Raw genomic sequence first — 20,838 nt, 5'->3', positions numbered from 1 at the left:
AAATTCAAAAAAAATCCAATTCTTAAGAATTGGATTTTTTTATTTTATTTCAATTTTTTTGAGCATCAATTTTACTGAATACTGTAAACTTTTAACGTGTAAAAACCAAATCATTACCAGCAGATAATTCTTCAGAAAAACGATATTTATCAACATTGAAACCTTTTAAACCATCAATTGTGTTTACATTATTATCTATAATATAACGTACCATTAAACCACGAGCTTTTTTGGCATAGGTCATTACAATTTTATATTCTCCGTTTTTAAAATCTTTAAAAATAGGGGTAATCATAGGTACTTTTAAAGTCTTTTTAGGCAAAGCTTTAAAATACTCTGTACTTGCTAAATTTACTAATAACTCATCATCTTTTAACTCTTCATTTAAAGATATTGCCAACTCTTCATTCCAAAATTTGTACAGGTTTTCTGTTTTGCCAACTTTTAAACGAGTGCCCATTTCTAAACGATAAGGTTGTATTAAATCTAACGGTTTTAGCAAACCATACAAACCAGATAAAATTCTTAAATTCTCTTGTAATAAAGGTATTTTTTCTTCGGATAAAGAGTTTACATCAATTCCTTGAAATACAGCACCTGTAAAAGAGTAAATAGCTTGTTTAGCATTTTCTTTGGTAAATGGTGTTTGCCAAGATTGATTTCTATCAAAATTTAAAGCAGACAAATCATCAGAAATTTTCATTAACTCAGATATTTTTTTCTTAGAAAGTGTCTTTAGTTTTTTGTTTAGTTTTTTAGATTGGTCTAAAAAACGAGGTTGGGTATGCAAACTAGTTGGTGCTTTACTCTCAAAGTCTAATGATTTTGCTGGAGATATAATGATTTTCATTTTTTATTGAAAAAATTTAAAGATTAAAAATTCGAAGTATAAAAATACAAATCATTCTAAAAATCATCTAACAACTTTATCTATTTAAATTGATATTTATATTTGTAAAATTGATTGGTAATCTGTAATTAAACTTTTTAATCAATAAATCAAACTATTTCTATTATCTTGGGTCAAAAAATATAAACCACATAAAATAGTTGAGTAAAGACGCAGCATTTGTAAAAAGGTTAAAGGATGTTTCACTAAAAGATGCTGCTTTTGGTGAGCTGTTAGACGTCTACCAAGAACGTTTGTATTGGCATATAAGAAAAATGGTTACCACCCATGAAAATGCTGATGATGTGTTACAAGAAACTTTTATTAGAATATATAAAAACATCCAAAAATTTGAAGGAAAAAGTTCTTTACATACTTGGATGTATAGAATTGCATACAACGAATCTATGCGTTTTTTAGAAAAAAATAATAAAAAAAGACATAATAATATTGATGAAGTTTCTGAATCTAATTTAGAGGTATTGTTTGAAGATGCTTATTTTAATGGAGATGAAATTCAAAAAAAATTAAACACAATTATAGATGGGTTTAAAGAAAAGCAAAAACGGATTTTTTTAATGAAATATTTTGATAATTTAAGTTTTAGGCAAATTTCAGAAATTTTAGAAGTATCAGAAAGTACTTTAAAATCCTCTTATTATACATCAGTAAAAATAATTGAAGAAAAAATATTTTTATAAAACCAAACTATTTTTTAAAAGTTGGGTCTAAATTACATATTATGAAAAACTCAAAAGAGAATATCAACCGTAAAAATTTTTTAGAAGAAGGCTTAAAAACTGATATTTCTAAACATCATAAAAAATATTTAGGAATAGAAACTCCTGAAGGATATTTTGCGAAATCTAAAATAGCAATCTTAGAGAAACTAAAAGAAGAGGTTCAAGAAAAATCAATCCAAGAAAAAAAACAACTCGTTTTTTGGTTACAACCACAATTTAAATATGTGGCAGCAGCTTCTTTGGTTTTTATATTTGCATTAACAATTTGGTTACAAAGTGCAAACAATACAACTGTTAATAAAAATAATATAGAACTTTTATCTTTTTCTGATGATAGTTTAATTGAGTCGTTATTATTAGAAGATTCAGAATTTGAAGCTTTTGCAGATGCAACCCTAATAAATGAAATTGTAATTAAAGCAGAACTTTCTGAACAAAAAATAGATGATTTATTTTTAAATTCATTATTTGTAGAAGACTCGTTAATAGATAATTATACAGAAAATACCTTTTTAGAAACAATTATTTTATAAATTTTTCAAACTATTTAAAAAAATAGAGTTCTAAGTAAATAGAAACAAATATTAATTAAAAACTTACAATTATGAGAACTTCAATTTTTAGTAAAAACATTCAAAAAACAAGTGTTTTATTTTTATCAATTAGTGCATTTATTTTATCAATGCTATTATTTACTTCTTGTTCAGAAACAGAAACTTTAGAATTAGAAACATTAGAAACAGATGATGCAACATTAATTGCACAAATTGTACAAGCAAAAACAGTAACTGTAGAGGCATCTAGTTTACCAATTACAACTAAAACAGCTTTTAATGAAGATTTGGCAGATAGTTATATTACAAACGTAGCATTTGCAGAAAATTTAGGATATAAAGTTTCTTTAAAAACAGATAATGTTTCTAGAGAAGAACTAGAGAGTGAAGTTTTTTTCTCAATAAGAGGTGAAAAATTAGAAGACACTAATGAAAGAAGAAGAAAAAGAAGACAAAAATGTTTTGAATTTGTTTTTCCTATAGATTTTATCATGGCAGATGATTCTTCTATCACTTTAAACTCTAAAAAAGATTGGACTTTAATTAGAGAATGGTATGCAGAAAACGAAGATATTACAGAAAGACCACAATTAGTTTTTCCGGTAGATGTAACTTTAGAAGATGGTACTGTACAAACTTTATTAGATACTGATGAGTTAGCAGTGATAAAAGACTCTTGTAAAAAAGGAAAAGATAAAAGAAAATGCTTCAAGTTAGTTTTGCCAGTAAGTTTTACTATGGAAGATGCCACTGTAATTGAGGTTACAGAAAGAAAAGAATTTAAATTATTAAGAGAATGGCATAAAGCAAATCCAGACTCTACAACAAAGCCAAGCCTAAACTTTCCTGTTGTTATTATTTATAAAGATGCTTCAACAGCCACAATAAATGATGCTACAGAAATGGCAGCAGCAAAAGACAATTGTAAATTATAAATAGTAATTTTGTACTTTAGTTATAACAGTAAAAACAAATAATAATGAAATTAAAAACCATCATCCTAAACCTAAGTTTTATGACTTTGATGTGCTTTAATACATCAGTTTTTGGTCAAGATTCTAATTATAACTTAATTACAAAAGAGCTTACTGAAGAGCAACGTAATTTATTACAGCAAGAAAAAGAGGTAATGAAAACTAATAGAGAAGCCTTTAAAGCCTCACTTACTAAAGAACAATTAGCTATTTTATCTGATAAAACAATTTCTAAAAATGAAATTAGAAAACGGTTACTCTCAACTTTTACAAGTACACAAAAAGATTTGGTGAGAAACCAACAAGTAAGACTCAGAAAAACAAGAGACAACTTTAGGAAAACTCTGTCTGGTGAACAACGTAAAATGTTAAAAAATAGAATTGATAAAATTAGAGAAGCTAAAGATAGGGGAGAGTTAAGAGATGGTACTAGGCAAAACAATCTTAATGAGGGTAAAAAAAAGAGAGTAAGAGCAAACTAGTTTTAAAATTATGATGAATCCTTTTCAGGAAGTTAAATTAGCTATAAAGTATTTGGGGTTGCTATTGTTTACAATAGCAACCTCTTTTTGTTCTTTTGCTCAAGAAAATAATGACGATGATATTGATGACTTATTGGATGAACTTTTTTTTAATGATCAGCAATTTTTAGATGAATTGATAGAAAGTGATTTGTCTTACAGCTTTTTATATACTTCTGCTTCTTATAATAACAATACCTATTTTTCAGGAAGAGATTCTGGTACAGATCAGTTTAATTTAATTCCACAGGTTTCTTATTATCATTCTTCTGGTTTTAATGCAAGTATATCAGGTATTTATTACCAAAATTTTGCTCCAAGTTGGGATTTTACAAGTCTTTCTTTAGGCTATTTTAATACCTTAGGTAAAAAGAAAAACATAAATTATAATCTGGGCTATACAAAGTTTTTTTATACTGATGGGTTTGATGGTTTTACAAATTCTTTTGATATAAATGTAGGTGTTAGAAACAAAAAAAGATCTTTAGGAACTACAGTAGCTGCTTCTTATTTATTTGGTTCTGATGCAAGTTATCAATTAGTTTCTAGTAGTTTTGTAAATTTAACATTAAAAAGAACCCAAAATTTTGCTTTAAGAATACAACCAAGAATAAATTTTATTGTTGCAAAACAAAATATTACAATTAATAGAGTTGTTACTGTTTTAGGAAGAAGAGTTTTAAGAACATTTAATTTTGATGTTTTTGATTTATTAAACACACAAGTAAATATACCCATTTCCTTAACCGTAAAATCTTGGGATTTTGAGTTAGGCTATAATATAAATTTACCAAATTCATTGCCTAATGAAACCAATTTACAAGCAACAAGTTTCTTTAACTTTTCTGTTGGCTATTTGTTTAATTTAAGCAAATAGTATTTTTTTAAATATATTAATCGTAATATTGCAATAAATAAATTAAGATGGGCATAACCAAATCAGAAATTTTTACAGAAAAGCAAAACCAAATTGCAACGATTGCTAAAGTTTTAGGGCATCCTGCAAGAATTGCCATTTTAGAGTTTTTAATCAAATTAAAAACATGTGTTTGTGGAGATTTGGTAAAAGATATTGGTTTGGCTCAACCTACTATTTCTCAACATTTAAAAGAGTTGAAGAAAGTGGGCATTATTAAAGGAAAAATAGAGGGTACAAGTGTTTGTTATTGTATTGATCAAGAAAACTGGACTCACATACAAAATATTTTAGGGAATTTTTTAAACACAAATTCATCAGGAAACTGTTGTTAATTAGAAAAATAAAGTTAGAAAGAAATAATATATAAAAAATAAGAATTATGAAATTATCAGAAATTAAAAAGCACTTAACAAGTTTAGATACAATAGGTTTTCAATTACCAAATGGAGAAATGGTTGCAGCTCATTTTCATGTAACAGAAGTTGGTAAAATAACTAAAGATTTTATTGATTGTGGAGGAAAAGTAAGAAGTGAAGTAGTAATTAATTTTCAATTATGGGAAGAGAGAGATTACAACCATAGATTACACCCAGAAAAATTATTAAACATTATAGAAATCTCTGAAAAGAAATTTCAGTTTGATGATTTAGAAATAGAGGTAGAGTATCAAGGAAAAGAAACTATTGGTAAATACAATTTAGATTTTGATGGCACCAACTTTTTGTTAACCTCTAAAGTTACAGCTTGTTTAGCACTTGATGCTTGTGGAATTGCAAAGCCAGTGATTAAAGTTGCAGAAGCTATGAGTTCTTGTTGTGATCCAAAATCAGGGTGTTGTTAAAATTTAATTTTTAAATTAATAAAAGATAACTTATTTTGTAATCAATTTATTCATTAAAATGAAAAACGAACTTGTCAACTATATTTTAAATCATACAGAATTATCTAATGAACTCGAAAATATCGTTATAGAAAGTTCTAATATTAGAACTTATAAAAAAGGGACTCTGGTTTTGAATGAAAAAAGTATTGCTAATGAAAGTTTTTTAGTTTTAAAAGGGTGTATCAGAAGTTATTTAATTGCTGATGGAGAAGAAAAAACGCTAGAAATTTATACAGAAGGGCAACCAATTATGCCAAAAAATTATGGTAAAGAGTTACCTACAGAACATTTTTTAGAGTGTATAGAAGATAGTGTTGTAAATGCAGGTTCAAAAGCATTTGAAGAACAGATGCTGCAAAAATATCCTCAATTTCAATCTATTTGTAGAATTATTGGAGAGGTAATTATGTCAAAACAACAAGAGTTATTTTTCAGTTACAAGTTAGCGAGTCCAGAAGATAGATATTTACATTTAACAGAAACAAGACCAGATTTATTACAGAGAGTTCCTCAATATCAAATAGCAAGTTATCTTGGTTTAACACCACAATCTTTAAGTAGAATTAAAAAAAGACTTTTAAATTAGTAAAACTTAATTTTTAAAAGTTACAAAGTAATACACTAAAAATTCTTGTTGAATTAATCCCGCTTTTTTAGCGGGATTTCTAAACCGAGGTTTTATATTGAAATTGACAAATATTTAGCTATTAGGTTTATTTATGAACTTAAGTGAACGAATAATTACGAGATTGGTATTTAGTTTTGCATCAAAATAAAAAACTTATGATTATGCAAAATAAAAAACTTTTTTTAGTACTAATTCTTATGTATTCTAGCCTTTTTCAATTTCAGGCACAATATCAAAAATCTGATCAAAATTATAAAGATTGCTTCATAGGTAGTACTTTTGCAATGTTGGGTAATTTTTCTAAAACAAACAAACCCGATTTTTATCAACTTAATTTAGGCTATCGTTTATCAGAAAAAGATGTGATTTCTTTAGAGCTTAAATCTTGGAAATATGCATGGTCACTAGGTATAACATTAGGACCTTTATGGGAGGCTCCAGAAACAGAATTTCCAGGTTATATTAGAGAGAAAGGTTTTGCAATTGCTTATCAACGTTTTCTATGGAAAGGTTTCTATGCTGGTGTGCACGTTATGAGTTCTTGGCAAACTTTTGTGAATGAAGAAGGAAATAAAATTGATGATGGTTTTCAAATTTTTAATACTTATAGATTGGGCTATCATATAAAACTCTTTAAAGGTAAATTTTTTATAGAACCTTCCCTTGGCATTACACACAGACCTTATCATACAAAAATGCCAGATTCATTTAAAACGATAGATGACCAATATTCAAAATTTTTCTTTGGAGAACCTGGTCTATATTTTGGATTTAACTTTTAAATTAAATAATTAGCCATGAGCACTAAAACAAAATTATCTACATTATGGATTGTTTTTACATTGAATATGATTTTAGCAGATGTCTTATCAATCTTTGTAGAATTAGTAAATAAAAACACTTTAGATGGTATTATTGGAGAAGTAACCACAACAATGGCAATTGCTGCAATTATTATAAATATGCCCATTCTATTAATTTATTTTTCTAGGTATTTGAGTTTTAAAATTAACAGAATTTTAAATATGGTGGTGGCTTTTTTAATGATTCTATTTGTAATTGGTGGAGGAAGTTTGCTACCTCACTATATAATTTGTGCAACTCTAGAGGTTATCGTTTTATTGCTGATAATTATCAAGGCATGGAAATGGAAAATTTAAAAAACTAAATTGAATTCAATAGATAAATTATCTTTTTTATAAAAATAAAGAAAATAGAAAATAAAACAACCGAATTAATTTAATAATTCGGTTGTACATGTTAAGGTGAAATATTTTTAAAAATTAATTTTACAATCCACTCACAAAATTACTATATGGATCTTTAAATTGTGTACCTTCTGTAAAACGAAATTTACTTAATTTTTTAAATTCTACTAACGCCCAAAGAATGTATTCTTTTACAAAATAAGCATCTTCAGTATTCATGTTTGGTTGATGCTTGTTAAGAAAATCATCTAAGGGTTTTATTTTATCAAGCTCGTTTTTGTATTGTTTTTCTGTAAACTCATCTAACAATTCAAAATCTTCTTCGGCATTAAAAAACCAAGAAATAATATCGTCATAAGGAGTTTCTACATTTTGCTTTTCTAATTTTTTTATCTCAGGAAAATAAGTTGGAAACAATGTTTTAATCGCTTTATTAATTAAATTCTCTGCAATAACTTGAGCACCTTCTTGTTCTCCTTCGTAAACTAATTCTACTTTACCAGTAATTGCAGGGATAATTCCGTCAAAATCACTCAAGCGAATCATTGTTTTTTCATCTCCAGAAAGTAAAGCTCTTCTTTCTGCAGCACTTAATAAGTTTTCAAAAGCAGTGATACTTAAACGAGCACTTACCCCACTTTTAGCATCAATATATTCGCTTTCTCTGGCTTCAAAAACAATTTGTTCTAAAATATCTTTTGCCAATTCAGGAATTTGAATAAATTCTTTTTGAGCACTTGCTTTGTTTGTTTCTTGTTGTGTAATTGTTTTAGCAGTTTCTATATCTGCAGGATAATGCGTTAAAATTTGTGACCCAATTCTGTCTTTTAAAGGGGTTACAATACTACCTCTGTTTGTATAATCTTCTGGGTTGGCAGTAAATATAAATTGCATATCTAAAGGCAATCTTAACTTAAAACCTCTAATCTGAATATCTCCTTCTTGCAAAATATTAAATAGTGCAACTTGTATTCTTGCCTGTAAATCTGGCAATTCATTAATTACAAAAATACAGCGGTTTGCTCTAGGAATCATACCATAATGTATTACACGATCATCTGCATAAGATAATTTTAAATTGGCAGCTTTTATAGGATCTACATCTCCTACTAAATCTGCTACAGTAACATCTGGTGTTGCTAGTTTTTCTGCAAAACGATCCTCTCTATGCAACCAACTAATAGGTGTTTTATCTCCTTTTTCTGCAATCAATTCAACGGCAAATCTAGAAATTGGGTTTAAAGGATCATCATTTATTTCAGAACCTGTAACAATAGGAATGTATTCATCTAATAAGTGAACCATCAATCTTGCCAAACGTGTTTTTGCTTGCCCTCTTAAACCTAATAAATTGATATTATGTTTACTCAAAATAGCTCTTTCCAATTCAGGTATTACTGTATTTTCATAACCATGAATCCCTTTAAAAACAGTTTCTTTACTCATCATTTTACTGATTAAGTTTTCACGTAACTCGTATTTTATGGATTTAGATGTGTATCCAGATTTTTTTAATTCTCCTAGTGTATTTATTTTTTCTATCATATATCTAAATTTAGAAAAAAGAAGATAGGATAAAGGTTAAAGACTCCATTCTCTATATTCTTTGCTCTTTTATCTTTTCTTATTTTATTCTTTTCTTTCTATTGGTTTCGTAATCTTCAAAAATCATTTCTCCCAAACCTTTTAAGCCCGTATAAAAAGCCTTTCCTTGATTTGCTTTTGTAAAAGTTTTTATAAATTGCATTAAATAAGGGTCTTTTGCAATCATAAAAGTGGTAATTGGTATGTGTAGTTTTCTTGCTTGTTGTGCCATTCCATAGCATTTATCAACAATATATTTGTCTAAACCATTACTATTTTTGTAATACTGTCCATCTGGCAAACGCAAGCAACTTGGTTTGCCATCAGTAATCATAAAAATTTGTTTGTTAGTATTTCGTTTTCTACGCAATAAATCCATCGCTAAATTTAATCCAGCAACTGTATTTGTATGGTAAGGTCCTACCTGCAAATAAGGCAAATCTTTAATTTTTATAGACCAAGCATCGTTACCAAAAACAATAATATCTAGTGTATCTTTTGGGTAACGAGTAGTTATTAATTCAGCCAAAGCCATGGCAACTTTTTTGGCAGGTGTAATTCTGTCTTCTCCATACAAAATCATAGAATGGCTAATATCAATCATTAAAACAGTACTCATTTGGCTTTTATGTAAAGTTTCCTCAACAACCAAATCATTTTCTGTAAGGCTAAAATTATCAATTCCGTTGTTAATTTGAGCGTTTCTAATGCTTTCTGTAACAGAAACTTTGTCTAAAGCATCGCCAAATTGGTAGGCTCTAAAATCGCCAGTATGTTCATCTCCAATTCCTGCAGATTTACTTTTATGGTTACCAGAACCGCTTCTTTTAATTTTACCAAAAATAAGATTTAAGGCTTGTTGGCGAATTGCTCTTTCTGTTTTAGGAGTAATTTTTGTCCCACTTCCAGTTCCATCGTCTTTAACTTCTTCTTTAATGTATCCTTTCTTCTTTAAATCTTCAATAAAATCATCAATAGTATACTCTTTATTGGTTAGTTTGTATTCTTTATCTAAAGAACGCAACCAATCTATTGCTTCATCAAAATCGCCAGAGGTATGTGTAATTAACTCTTTAAAGATTTCAAAAAGCATTTCAAAGGGCGATTTATTTTCAGCCTCATAAGGTTTAAAAACAAATCCTTTTTTTTTTGTTCTATTTTTCATCAACAATAAAAGTAATCTTTTAGAACAAATTTTTAGATGAAATTATATTATTTTATCAAATGTTGATATAGATTTGTTTTATCAATGATAAAAATTGTTAAACAAATAAATGGTACTTTTACAATATGGCAAAAATTTTAATAACAGGTGGTACAGGTTTAGTAGGAAAAAGATTAACAGAAATGTTGATTGATAAAAAACACGAAGTTGTAATTTTAAGTAGAAACCCTAAACTTAAAAATGAATTCAAGTGGGATATTTCTAAAAATTATATTGATGATAAAGCATTGGTTGATACAGATTATATTATCCATTTAGCAGGAGCTGGTATTGCTGATAAACGTTGGTCTAAAGAAAGAAAAAAAGTAATTATTAACAGTAGGGTAGACACTGCAAATTTACTTTTTGCTAAAATAAAGGATTTAAATATTAATTTAAAAGGATTTATTTCTGCCTCTGGTATTGGATATTATGGTGCAGTTACTGTAGAAACTATTTTTGAAGAGACAGCTAAAGTAGGAGATGATTTTTTAGGCGAAGTTTGCCATAAATGGGAAGAAGCAGCACATCAATTTTCAACAGAAAACATACCTGTAACAATTTTAAGAACGGGTATTGTTTTATCAAAAGAGGGAGGAGCTTTAGAAAAAATGAGAACACCAATTGTATCTCCTTTAGGTTCTGGTAATCAATATATGCCTTGGATTCATATAGACGATTTGTGTTTATTGTACATAAGAGCTATTGATAATCACTTAAAAGGTGTTTTTAATGCTGTTGCTCCAGAATATCACACAAGTAAAACGTTTTCTAAAGAATTAGCAAAAAGTATTAAAAGACCTTTTGTTGGAATTGGTGTACCAAGTTTTATATTAAAGTTACTTTTTGGAGAATTGGCAATTATTTTATTAGAAGGCAGTAGAATTTCGACAAAAAAAATCGAAAAGAACGGCTATTCTTTTCGATTTAAAACGCTAAAAAAAGCGTTGAATAATTTATAGTTTCTTAAAAAGTAGTAGTAATATTTAAAGTCACTTCGCTCCAAGTTTTAGAAATTCCATCAGCTCCTTTATGTAATTCTTTACAAACTGTGTTTAAAGAATTTAAAGCTTCTAAGGCTTTCCAATTACTAACATCCATAGTTGCGTTCATAGAAAAAGTATTGTTTGCCAAAGTATATTTAAAAGGCACTTTTTCAGTAATACCATTCATTTTAAGATTAGTATAACCAATAGAATCATTTTCTATAACCAATTTGCCAGATAATAATTTTGTGTTTTCCATTACACCAAAAAAGAACTTCTTTATTTTGTAATCTCTACTTGTATCTTTAGTAAAAAGACTGCTAACTGGTACTGAGAATTCTGTATTATTAATAGCTTCTTTAATAGTGTTTCCTTCTCCTCCAGAAATAATATCAACTTTTTTAAATTGTCCTCCAACAGCTACTTTATCTGTAGTTTTGTAAGCTAAAAAGCTAATGTTTTTATCTGCTTCTTTTAATGAAAAGGCCGCAGTACTTTTTTTAACTTCAATTTTTGTTTCTGTAGGCGTTTTTTCTTTTTTATTTGATTTACAAGATGATAAATTAAAAGCGACAACAAAAAGTAACGATGTAATAATTATTTTTTTCATTTTACTGATTTTTAGGATTTAAAATTGTGTTTGCTAATTCTATATATGCTATTTTAGCATTCTTTGAAGACATGCCATTTAATTGTACCCAAGCATTAAATTTAAAACCATTTCTAACGTTTGGTTCACTATTTAAAGAAGATTGATTTCCAAAATTGGCTTGTTTGTTATATGCATAAAGTTTTAGCATTGTATCTTGAGTTATACTACCCTTTTTTAACTTTGACATTCTATCAAAAGCATCATTAAACTTTTTGTCTAAATCAGATTCCATAGTATTATTTTTCTGCGATTATTTGAGTACCTCCTTTTACTTTGTCTCCTAAAGATACGTTTAACTTTGTGTTTAAAGGTAAAAAAAGATCTACTCTAGAGCCAAATTTTATAAAACCAGCATCTGTACCTTGTATCACTTTTTCTCCTTCTTTTGCATAATTTACAATTCTTTTTGCTAAAGCACCTGCTATTTGTCTGTATAAAACATCTCCAAATACTGCATTATTCAAAACAATAGTTGTTCTTTCATTTTCTGTTGATGCTTTTGGGTGCCATGCAACTAAATATTTTCCAGGGTGATATTTGCTGTATTTTACAACTCCACTCATTGCATATCTTGTAACATGCACGTTTATGGGAGACATAAAAATAGAAACTTGTAATCTTTTTCCTTTAAAATATTCTGGTTCTTCAACTTCTTCAATAACCACAACTTTACCATCTACAGGTGCAACCAAAGCGTTATCGTTTAAAGGAGCAATTCTTTTAGGATTTCTAAAAAATTGTAAAATAATTATTAATAAAGCAAGTATTAATATTTGAATAGTTTTAACCAACCAAGTACTATCAATAAATTTTTCGGCTAATAGTATACCTGCAACAGAGAGTATTAAAGCAATTGTAATTATTTTATACCCTTCTTTGTGAAAACGAATCATACTTAAATTATAAAATTAATATATACATAAACAAATGGAGCAGCAAATAGTAAACTATCTAACCTATCTAAAATTCCTCCATGACCTGGCATTATTGATCCACTATCTTTAATATTAGCTTGTCTCTTAAATTTTGACTCTACTAAATCACCAATTGTACCAATAACACTCACAATAAAAGCGATTATAAACCAATTTATAAGTGTAAAATCGTTATTAAACTTACTAATAATAAATGCAGCTAGTAAAGCAAAAGCTAAACCTCCCAAAAAACCTTCTCTTGTTTTTTTTGGTGAAACTGAAACAAAAAGTTTTGTCTTACCAAAGTTTTTACCAACTAAAAAGGCAAAACTATCATTTACCCAAATCATGATCAATATAGAAATCATTAAATTGGGATTATAGTTTCCTTTATATACAGGCAAAAGTATTAAAAAAACCATAGAAAAAATAATGTACCTTATTAATATACCTGATTTAGATCTATCTGTAGAAAAGGTAATTTCTTTCTTAGAAAACAAATAGTATATAAGTGATAAAGAAGAGAGTATTGTTATGCTTAAAATAATGGCAATTGCATAATTTTCTGGTCTTTTTAACATTAAAAACAATGTTAAGCCAAAAAAAATATAGCCAATAAAACCTTTAAACTTTATAAGGTTAGAAAATTCCCAAATACATAACAAACCAAATATAGATGTTAGTATTATGTACGATTCTTTAGAAAAAAGAATGGCAGATAAGAATAGTAAAACATATATAATTCCAGAAAGACTCCTTTTTAAAAGGTTACTCATATTATAAATCTTCTAATAGTAGCAAATATAAGTTTTTTGAGTTACTGTTACCATAGTTTAAAAAATTATCGTCATTTTTATCGATAATGTAATTTTTGATGGCAGAAATGTTTGTAGGTAAATTTTCTTTATTGTGTATTTTTATACCTGCTAAGCCCTCTCTAGTATCTTTAACCAATTGACTTGTAGTTGCATAAACAATGAAGTTTTGAGGCATTTCAGATAGTTTATTACTTTTTAATTGATTTGAAGAAAATAAGATATCTCCATTATCTGCAATCAAATGTTCACAGCTTAATAGAACTGGTATACTTGATTGAAAGGTTTTACTCACTGTTACATTTTTTTTGCTAAATAAAGTAACTAGTTCGTCATTTAAAAGAGTCAATTGAGTCCAGTGATTTTCTTTTAAAATATTTTGTAGGTTATTAGCAACTTCAGTTTTTCTTAAGCAATATAGAAATTTACCACCTTTTTTTAGAAATTGGTGTACAAAAGAATCATCAAGAGCAAGATTAACTTCTTGCTCTTGAATTTCTTTATTTTTTTTATCAGTTTTATTGAATAGCTTTTTAAAAAAACTCATTTAATTAAAGATGTTTATTTATTCTACAGTGTCTTCTGCTACTGGTAAAATTGGCTCTTCTTCTTTATTTTTTTTTTCAACTACTTTTTCTTCAACTTCTTCAAAAGGTCTTTTTCCAAAAATTTTCTCTAAGTCATCTTTAAATATAACTTCTTTTTCTAATAATAAATTTGCTAACGTTGTTAACTTATCTTTATGCAGTTCTAATAATTTAATAGCTCTTAAATATTGAGCTTCTATTATTTTAGAAATTTCGGTATCAATTTTTTTGCCAGTTTCTTCACTGTAAGGTTTTACAAAGCCATCGTTTCCAGATGAATCATAGTAGGTAACGTTACCTACCTCTTCATTTAAACCATAAACAGTTACCATAGCTCTAGCTTGTTTAGTCACTTTTTCTAAATCACTTAAAGCTCCTGTAGAAATTTTATTAAAAATAACTTTTTCTGCAGCTCTACCTCCCATTGTAGCACACATTTCATCTAACATTTGTTCTGTTTGCACAATCATTCTTTCTGCTGGTAAATACCAAGCAGCTCCTAAAGATTGCCCTCTTGGAACAATGGTTACTTTTACCAATGGTGCAGCATGTTCTACCATCCAACTAATAGTTGCATGCCCTGCTTCATGATAAGCAATTACTTCTTTTTCTTTTGGAGTAATAACCTTGTTTTTCTTTTCTAAACCACCAACAATTCTATCTACTGCATCTAAAAAATCTTGATGATGAATCGCTTTTTTACCATTTCTAGCAGCAATTAAAGCAGATTCATTACACATATTAGCAATATCAGCTCCAGAAAAACCAGGAGTTTGTTGAGCTAAGAATTCGATTTTAACATCATCTGCTAGTTTTAAAGGTTTGATGTGAACTTCAAAAATTTCTTTTCTTTCGTTTATGTTTGGTAAGTCTACGTAAATTTGTCTATCAAAACGACCTGCACGCATTAAAGCACTGTCTAAAACATCTGCTCTATTGGTTGCAGCCAATACAATTACATTGGTATCTGTGCCAAAACCATCCATTTCAGTAAGTAATTGATTCAAAGTATTTTCACGTTCATCATTACCACCAGTCATACTATTTTTTCCACGAGCTCTTCCAATCGCATCAATTTCATCAATAAAAATAATTGAAGGCGATTTTTGTGCGGCTTGTTTAAACAAATCTCTAACACGAGAAGCACCAACACCTACAAACATTTCTACAAAATCTGACCCAGATAAAGAGAAAAAAGGTACATCTGCCTCACCTGCAACTGCTTTAGCTAATAATGTTTTTCCTGTTCCTGGAGGGCCAACTAATAAAGCTCCTTTTGGTATTTTACCTCCCAAAGAAGTATATTTTTCTGGATTTTTTAAGAAGTCTACAATCTCTTGCACTTCCTCTTTAGCTCCTTCTAAACCAGCTACATTTTCAAACGTAGTTTTTACTTTGGTATCTTTATCAAATAATTTCGCTTTAGATTTACCAATGCTAAAAATTTGACCTCCTCCACCAGCTCCAGCTCCTCCACCAGACATTCTTTTCATAAAAAATAACCAAACTGCTATTAATATAATGAAAGGTAAAAAACCAAGAATAGTGTCAAAAACACTGGTTCTATTTTCATTTTTTAAATCGAAATTTAAATCATTTTCTTTTCTGATTTGTTCGATGTTTTTTTCAAAATTTTGTAAGTCTCCAAAATTATATTCGAATAAAGAATTTGTTTTTGAGTAAAAAGCAGAATTTACCATTTTTTGATAACGTGCTTTTTTTATTTTGTCTTCTTTAATAAAAATTTGAGCTATATTATTGTTAACAACAATAATTTTAGAAATATCATTTTCTTTTAAGATCTCATTAAACTCATTTTTAGAAATACTTTTAGTAGCTAAATCTCCACTACTAAAAAATTGAAATGCCATTATTGCAATAAATACTGCACCATAAATCCAATATGCGTTAAACTTAAATTTAGGAATATTTGGTTTATTATCTTTTTTTGAATCACTCATTTATTTAATAAATAAAAAATTTAAACTGATTTTATTTCTGTAATTTTTGCATCTCCCCAAAGACTTTCAATGTCATAATACTCACGTACATGTTTTTGAAAAATGTGAACAACTACGTTAACATAATCCATTAAAACCCACTCAGAGTTTGTTTGTCCTTCTATATGCCAAGGTTTGTCTTTTAGCTCTTTACTAACTATTTTTTGAATAGAACCAGAAATTGCATTTACTTGTGTATTAGAATTTCCAGAGCAAATTATAAAATAATCGCAAACTGTATTTTCTATATCTCGTAAGTCTAATAATTGAATACCTTCTCCTTTAACTTCATCAATTCCTTTGATAATCAAAGCAATTAAATCATCTGTACTTACTTTTTTGTTTGTCATTAACTTTTTTTCTAATTAAACGCAAAGTTATTATTTTTTTGCGAGTATTTTGTTTATTATTACAGTAGTTTACACATTATTTAACACTTGGAAATAATCAAACTTAATGCCACTGATTCTACAAATTCTTTTTTAAAGGATTTGTCGCAAAATTCTACCTTAAAAAACTATACAATTGTTATTACAGATCACCAAGAAAAAGGGAGGGGTCAATTAGAAAGTTCATGGATATCTACACCCTATAAAAACCTTACTTTTAGTGTTTTTGTTGCGTTTGATGATTTAAAAATAGTAAAAAAAAGATATTTAAATTTTGCTATTTCTTTGGCTATTTATGATGTTTTAATTGCTAAAAAAATTAAAAGAGTTTCCATTAAATGGCCCAACGACATTTTGTCAGCAAATAAAAAAATTTGTGGAATACTTGTAGAAAATAATTTTAGAGGTACTAATATAAAAAATACAATAATTGGCATTGGTCTTAATGTAAATCAAGAAATATTTCCAGAATTTTTAAATAATGCAACTTCTTTAAAATTAGAAACCGATTTAGCATCTAATTTAGATGATTTGTTAAAGGTTATTTTAAAATCACTTCAAAAAAATATTAGCTTGTTAGCAGCTAAAGAATATACATTTTTAGAACAACGTTATTTAGAGGTTTTGTACAAAAAAAATATCCCTAGTATGTTTAAAAATACAAGGGATGAAATTTTTATGGGAATTATTATTGGAATTTCTAAAGATGGTAAACTTCAAATTCAATTAGAGAATGATTCTATTAAAGAATTTGGTGTTAAAGAAGTATCTTTTCTTTAAAGTTTTCCAATATTTTCTGTAAGAGTATCAACAAATTTGGTTAATGGTTTTTTTATCATCATAGCCATCATTGCATTGAATTCTCCTTCAAAATTTAATTTTACTTCTGTTTTATCTTCTGCAATTTCATTTAAATCTGCCGCTAAAGTAAAAGGTAATTTACTACTTGCAGCACCTAGAGTTATATTAGAGTAAGCTGTTTTTTCTTTAAGAACCAATCTAATCTCTGGCATTCCAGGCAATCCAAAAATAAAAGAATCTCCATCAACTTCAAATTTTTGAATATTGTCTGGCATGATTACTTTAAAGTTTTTTAAGTCAGTAAAAAAAGCAAATGTTTCTTTTGCAGATTTTTGAATAATTACTGTATTTCCTTTAATATCCATTTTTATGTTTTATTGTTTCCAATCACTTGGGCTTTTTCTCCAATCGTTTAATGTAATTAACTCTTTGTCTGTTATGTAATTACTGTCTAGAGCTTGTTCTAGTAGGTTTTCATAGTTACTTAAGGTAGTTAAGCTAACATTTTTTTCTTCAAAATTTTTATCAGCAACATCAAAACCATAAGAAAAAATAGCTACCATTCCTTTTACAACAGCTCCTGCTTCTTTTAAAGCAGTAACTGCATTTAAGCTACTATTTCCTGTACTTATCAAATCTTCAATAACTACAACATTTTGACCACTTTCTAAATGCCCTTCAATTTGGTTTTTTCTACCATGTTTTTTTGGTTCTGGTCTTACATAAATAAAAGGAACACCTAATTCTTGTGCCACTAAAATACCAATAGCAATAGCACCTGTTGCAACACCAGCAATTACATCTGGTTTGCCATATTGTAATTCTACAATTTTAGCAACTTCTTCTTTTAAAAATACACGAACAGAAGGGTAAGATAACGTTACTCTATTATCACAATATATTGGAGATTTCCAGCCTGATGCCCAGTTAAAGGGTTCATTTGGATTCAGCTTTATCGCTTTTACTTTTAGTAAAAGTTCAGCCGTTTTTTTTGCAGTATCTTTGTTCATAATCATATCGCAAATGTATAAAGTTTTTGTAAATGACAAGCCTATAATTATTACTTCTTCAACAAAAAAAGTAAATAATTTTCTTAGATATAGCTTTAACAACATTGTTATTGAAGATCTTATCTACAATCTAAAAGATAAAAATAGTAAAGGAATTATTCTTTACACAGAACAAATTGAACAAGATTGGCATATTTTTCTTCAAAATTTTAATTTAATTCCTGCTGCAGGAGGTTTAGTTTTAAATTCTAAAAACGAGGTTTTATTCATTTATAGAAACAATATTTGGGATTTACCAAAAGGTTGGATTGACAAAGGAGAAACCATAGAAAATGCTGCTATAAGAGAAGTTGAAGAAGAATGCGGCGTTTTTAACCTAAAAATAATTAAACCTTTGATAACAACATATCATGTTTATGAGCATAAAGGTTTTAATTTAAAACAAACATATTGGTTTTTAATGACTGCTGATGCTACTAAAGAATTAACCCCACAATTAGAAGAAGGAATAACAAAAGTTGTTTTTAAAAATGAGCAAGAAACCCAAAAGGCTTTAAAAAATACTTATGCAAATATTCAATTAGTGTATGATACTTTTAAAGAAGGGTAGTTTTCTAAAAAAACCTTCTATCTTTGCCAACTTGAAAATTGACCAAAATTATGACAGATTTTATTAGAAAAATAATACCCAATGCTAAGGATGATGTATTAGCAGGAATCACTGTTTCTTTAGCAATGATACCAGAAGTTGTGGCTTTTGCTTTTGTGGCACAAATAAGTCCAATTGTAGCATTGTTTGGTGCTTTTGTTGTAGGAATTATTTCTGCAACTTTTGGAGGTAGACCAGGTTTAATTTCTGGGGCTGCAGGTGCTGTAGCTGTTATTTTTGTAAACATGATTCAAGAAGGTCATGCAAAAGGCTTGCTTTTTGATCAACCAGTGGAAAATATGGGGTACTTTTATTTGTTAGCTGCCGTAGTTTTAATGGGTATTATACAAGTGTTTGCAGGTGTTTTTAAATTAGGGAAATTTGTGCGTTTAATTCCTCATCCTGTAATGATGGGATTTGTAAACGGATTGGCTATCGTTATTTTTATGGCACAATTGGGTATGTTTAAAGAAAATAAGAAAGATTTCTTTGGACAAAATATGCGTAAAACAGCATCTAAAGAATTGGTATATAACGTCTCTAATAATCAAGTAAAAGATGTTGTTTCTGGTACTGTTTTATTTTCTATTGATGGCAATTCAGTAATAAACAACACCACAAATCAAGAAGTTTTTAAAATTTCTGATGGTCAAGTTTTTGATATCAAAACAAAAAAAGTAGTTTTTAATGCTTCTGAGGATGGTTTTTATGCTGTAAAAGATGCTGGTGTTGTAAAAACAACTATGCAAGGTAAAACTTTATATATTATGATTGGTTTGGTGTTATTAACGATGCTAATTGTTTGGGGATTGCCAAAATTAACCACAAAAGTACCTGCTGCATTAACCGCTATTTTAATTGTTACTTTAATTTCTATTTTTAGTGGTTTAGGTTCTATTAATGTGGGTGATTTTATTAGAGATGGAGGAGGAGCAGGTTTAAATGGTATTGATGAAATTTCTAAAAAATTAAATGTTTTAGAGCTTTGGAGCAACCTACCTTTTAATATGGATACTTTAAAATTTATTGCACCTTATGCATTTTTAGCAGCGTCTGTTGGTTTGATAGAAACTTTAATGACTATGAATTTGGTTGATGAGTTAACAGAATCTAGAGGAAACGGAAATAAAGAATGTATTGCACAAGGAGCAGGAAATATTGTTAGTGGTGCTTTTGGAGGAACTGGTGGTTGTGGTATGATTGGGCAAACTGTAATTAATATTAATGCTGGTGGACGTGGACGTTTGTCTGGTATTATGATGGCATTAACCTTATTGACCTTTATTTTATTTGCTGATAAATATATTGAGCAAGTGCCTATTGCTGCTTTGGTTGGGGTTATGTTTATGATGGTGATAGAAACTTTTGCTTGGTCTAGTTTTAGAATTTTAAAGAAAATACCAATGTCTGATGCTGCTGTATTAATCATTGTTTCTGCTGTAACCGTTTTCTTTGACTTGGCAATTGCTGTATTTGTTGGGGTTATTATATCTGCCCTATCTTTTGCATGGGCTAGTGCTAAGAAAATTAGAGCAAGAAAGCGTTTTAAAGAAGATGGAACTAAAATCTATGAAATTTGGGGGCCGCTTTTCTTTGGAAGTATTACTGATTTTAATTCAAAATTTGATATTAAAAATGACCCAGATGTTATAGAGATAGATTTTGTAGAAGCACGTATTTCAGATCATTCTGCTATAGAAGCTATTTTTATTCTAGTAGAAAAATACCAAGCAGCCAATAAAAAAATAACCTTAAAACATTTAAGTGAAGATTGTAAAGTATTGCTTTATAAAGCAAGCCCAATTTTTACAGATATCATAGAAGAAGGTATTGATGACCCTCGTTATCATTTAGCTGCAAATCCAGAAAAATTTCCTAAACCTTTGGGAGAGTATAAGTTTTAAACATTTAAAAATATAAATTGAAAA

The 20,838-nt window shown here is 28.3% G+C and carries 26 protein-coding genes; 14 read left to right on the top strand and 12 right to left on the bottom strand.

The features are described from left to right. Positions 1-91: 91 nt before the first annotated feature. Entirely contained in the window at positions 92-850 is a 759-nt protein-coding gene (yaaA, locus tag Q0731_RS06925) for a peroxide stress protein YaaA (RefSeq protein ID WP_299061800.1), read from the bottom strand. Between the two features lie 200 nt (positions 851-1,050). Between yaaA and Q0731_RS06920 the strand changes: the two genes are divergently transcribed. The 10 genes from Q0731_RS06920 (at position 1,051) to Q0731_RS06875 (ending at position 7,271) form a co-directional block, all read left to right on the top strand. Next, positions 1,051-1,590, top strand: coding sequence for a sigma-70 family RNA polymerase sigma factor (locus tag Q0731_RS06920; protein ID WP_299061797.1), 540 nt, complete (start codon positions 1,051-1,053; stop codon positions 1,588-1,590). Positions 1,591-1,631: 41 nt separating this feature from the next. Then, positions 1,632-2,165, top strand: a complete 534-nt coding sequence (locus Q0731_RS06915; RefSeq protein ID WP_299061795.1) for a hypothetical protein — start codon at positions 1,632-1,634, stop codon at positions 2,163-2,165. Positions 2,166-2,236: 71 nt separating this feature from the next. After that, complete coding sequence (locus Q0731_RS06910) at positions 2,237-3,121, top strand: hypothetical protein (protein WP_299061792.1); 885 nt, start codon at positions 2,237-2,239, stop codon at positions 3,119-3,121. A 44-nt stretch (positions 3,122-3,165) separates the two neighbouring features. Further along, positions 3,166-3,642 carry a hypothetical protein gene (locus Q0731_RS06905; RefSeq protein WP_299061789.1) on the top strand — a complete coding sequence of 159 codons (477 nt, stop codon included), beginning with the start codon at positions 3,166-3,168 and terminating at the stop codon, positions 3,640-3,642. A gap of 10 nt (positions 3,643-3,652) precedes the next feature. Then, positions 3,653-4,558: a hypothetical protein gene (locus tag Q0731_RS06900; protein ID WP_299061786.1), complete on the top strand. Its 906-nt coding sequence runs from the start codon at positions 3,653-3,655 to the stop codon at positions 4,556-4,558. Positions 4,559-4,605: 47 nt separating this feature from the next. Continuing rightward, a complete protein-coding gene (locus Q0731_RS06895; RefSeq protein ID WP_299061783.1) occupies positions 4,606-4,932 on the top strand; it encodes a metalloregulator ArsR/SmtB family transcription factor in 327 nt (108 codons plus the stop codon). A gap of 47 nt (positions 4,933-4,979) precedes the next feature. Continuing rightward, positions 4,980-5,441, top strand: a complete 462-nt coding sequence (locus Q0731_RS06890; protein WP_299061780.1) for a DUF6428 family protein — start codon at positions 4,980-4,982, stop codon at positions 5,439-5,441. Positions 5,442-5,499: 58 nt separating this feature from the next. Further along, complete coding sequence (locus Q0731_RS06885) at positions 5,500-6,069, top strand: Crp/Fnr family transcriptional regulator (protein ID WP_299061778.1); 570 nt, start codon at positions 5,500-5,502, stop codon at positions 6,067-6,069. A 203-nt stretch (positions 6,070-6,272) separates the two neighbouring features. Further along, a complete protein-coding gene (locus Q0731_RS06880) occupies positions 6,273-6,893 on the top strand; it encodes a hypothetical protein (RefSeq protein ID WP_299061775.1) in 621 nt (206 codons plus the stop codon). A 15-nt stretch (positions 6,894-6,908) separates the two neighbouring features. Continuing rightward, positions 6,909-7,271, top strand: coding sequence for a DUF6326 family protein (locus tag Q0731_RS06875; protein WP_299061772.1), 363 nt, complete (start codon positions 6,909-6,911; stop codon positions 7,269-7,271). Positions 7,272-7,400: 129 nt separating this feature from the next. On the opposite strand, the gene Q0731_RS06870 is transcribed toward Q0731_RS06875, so the two are convergent. Together Q0731_RS06870 and Q0731_RS06865 are read right to left on the bottom strand one after the other, a co-directional pair. Next, positions 7,401-8,864, bottom strand: a complete 1,464-nt coding sequence (locus Q0731_RS06870) for a magnesium chelatase (protein ID WP_299061769.1) — start codon at positions 8,862-8,864, stop codon at positions 7,401-7,403. 79 nt (positions 8,865-8,943) lie between these two features. Next, positions 8,944-10,068 (bottom strand): VWA domain-containing protein, encoded by a 1,125-nt coding sequence (locus Q0731_RS06865; RefSeq protein ID WP_299061766.1) that lies wholly within the window; start codon positions 10,066-10,068, stop codon positions 8,944-8,946. Positions 10,069-10,193: 125 nt separating this feature from the next. Between Q0731_RS06865 and Q0731_RS06860 the strand changes: the two genes are divergently transcribed. Continuing rightward, positions 10,194-11,069 carry a TIGR01777 family oxidoreductase gene (locus Q0731_RS06860; protein WP_299061762.1) on the top strand — a complete coding sequence of 292 codons (876 nt, stop codon included), beginning with the start codon at positions 10,194-10,196 and terminating at the stop codon, positions 11,067-11,069. Between the two features lie 4 nt (positions 11,070-11,073). On the opposite strand, the gene Q0731_RS06855 is transcribed toward Q0731_RS06860, so the two are convergent. From Q0731_RS06855 to rsfS, 7 genes are read right to left on the bottom strand one after another with little or no spacing between them, the layout of a single operon-like run. Beyond that, positions 11,074-11,703 (bottom strand): YceI family protein, encoded by a 630-nt coding sequence (locus tag Q0731_RS06855; protein ID WP_299061757.1) that lies wholly within the window; start codon positions 11,701-11,703, stop codon positions 11,074-11,076. Position 11,704: 1 nt separating this feature from the next. After that, a complete protein-coding gene (locus Q0731_RS06850) occupies positions 11,705-11,977 on the bottom strand; it encodes an acyl-CoA-binding protein (protein ID WP_299061754.1) in 273 nt (90 codons plus the stop codon). A gap of 4 nt (positions 11,978-11,981) precedes the next feature. Next, entirely contained in the window at positions 11,982-12,638 is a 657-nt protein-coding gene (locus Q0731_RS06845; protein WP_299061751.1) for a phosphatidylserine decarboxylase family protein, read from the bottom strand. Positions 12,639-12,640: 2 nt separating this feature from the next. Next, positions 12,641-13,435, bottom strand: a complete 795-nt coding sequence (locus Q0731_RS06840; RefSeq protein WP_299061749.1) for a phosphatidate cytidylyltransferase — start codon at positions 13,433-13,435, stop codon at positions 12,641-12,643. 1 nt (position 13,436) lies between these two features. After that, positions 13,437-14,021 carry an LUD domain-containing protein gene (locus Q0731_RS06835; RefSeq protein WP_299061747.1) on the bottom strand — a complete coding sequence of 195 codons (585 nt, stop codon included), beginning with the start codon at positions 14,019-14,021 and terminating at the stop codon, positions 13,437-13,439. Positions 14,022-14,039: 18 nt separating this feature from the next. Continuing rightward, the gene (ftsH, locus tag Q0731_RS06830; protein ID WP_299061745.1) at positions 14,040-16,022 is read right to left on the bottom strand and encodes an ATP-dependent zinc metalloprotease FtsH; all 1,983 of its coding nucleotides are present in this window, start codon (positions 16,020-16,022) and stop codon (positions 14,040-14,042) included. Between the two features lie 20 nt (positions 16,023-16,042). Further along, positions 16,043-16,411: a ribosome silencing factor gene (rsfS, locus tag Q0731_RS06825; RefSeq protein WP_299061743.1), complete on the bottom strand. Its 369-nt coding sequence runs from the start codon at positions 16,409-16,411 to the stop codon at positions 16,043-16,045. A gap of 87 nt (positions 16,412-16,498) precedes the next feature. On the opposite strand from rsfS, the gene Q0731_RS06820 reads away from it, so the two are divergent. Further along, positions 16,499-17,230 carry a biotin--[acetyl-CoA-carboxylase] ligase gene (locus Q0731_RS06820; protein WP_299061741.1) on the top strand — a complete coding sequence of 244 codons (732 nt, stop codon included), beginning with the start codon at positions 16,499-16,501 and terminating at the stop codon, positions 17,228-17,230. On the opposite strand, the gene Q0731_RS06815 is transcribed toward Q0731_RS06820, so the two are convergent. Together Q0731_RS06815 and pyrE are read right to left on the bottom strand one after the other, a co-directional pair. Further along, positions 17,227-17,616 (bottom strand): SRPBCC family protein, encoded by a 390-nt coding sequence (locus tag Q0731_RS06815; protein ID WP_299061739.1) that lies wholly within the window; start codon positions 17,614-17,616, stop codon positions 17,227-17,229. The genes Q0731_RS06820 and Q0731_RS06815 overlap by 4 nt on opposite strands. A gap of 9 nt (positions 17,617-17,625) precedes the next feature. Then, positions 17,626-18,267, bottom strand: a complete 642-nt coding sequence (pyrE, locus tag Q0731_RS06810) for an orotate phosphoribosyltransferase (RefSeq protein WP_299061736.1) — start codon at positions 18,265-18,267, stop codon at positions 17,626-17,628. 7 nt (positions 18,268-18,274) lie between these two features. Between pyrE and Q0731_RS06805 the strand changes: the two genes are divergently transcribed. Together Q0731_RS06805 and Q0731_RS06800 are read left to right on the top strand one after the other, a co-directional pair. Further along, the gene (locus Q0731_RS06805; protein WP_299061733.1) at positions 18,275-18,871 is read left to right on the top strand and encodes an NUDIX domain-containing protein; all 597 of its coding nucleotides are present in this window, start codon (positions 18,275-18,277) and stop codon (positions 18,869-18,871) included. A 50-nt stretch (positions 18,872-18,921) separates the two neighbouring features. Further along, positions 18,922-20,814, top strand: coding sequence for a SulP family inorganic anion transporter (locus tag Q0731_RS06800; RefSeq protein ID WP_299061731.1), 1,893 nt, complete (start codon positions 18,922-18,924; stop codon positions 20,812-20,814). Positions 20,815-20,838 lie beyond the last annotated feature (24 nt).

This window comes from uncultured Polaribacter sp. (genome assembly GCF_947497695.1).
Classification (GTDB): Bacteria; Bacteroidota; Bacteroidia; order Flavobacteriales; family Flavobacteriaceae; genus Polaribacter.
This window is presented reverse-complemented; position numbering and strand designations above follow the sequence as displayed.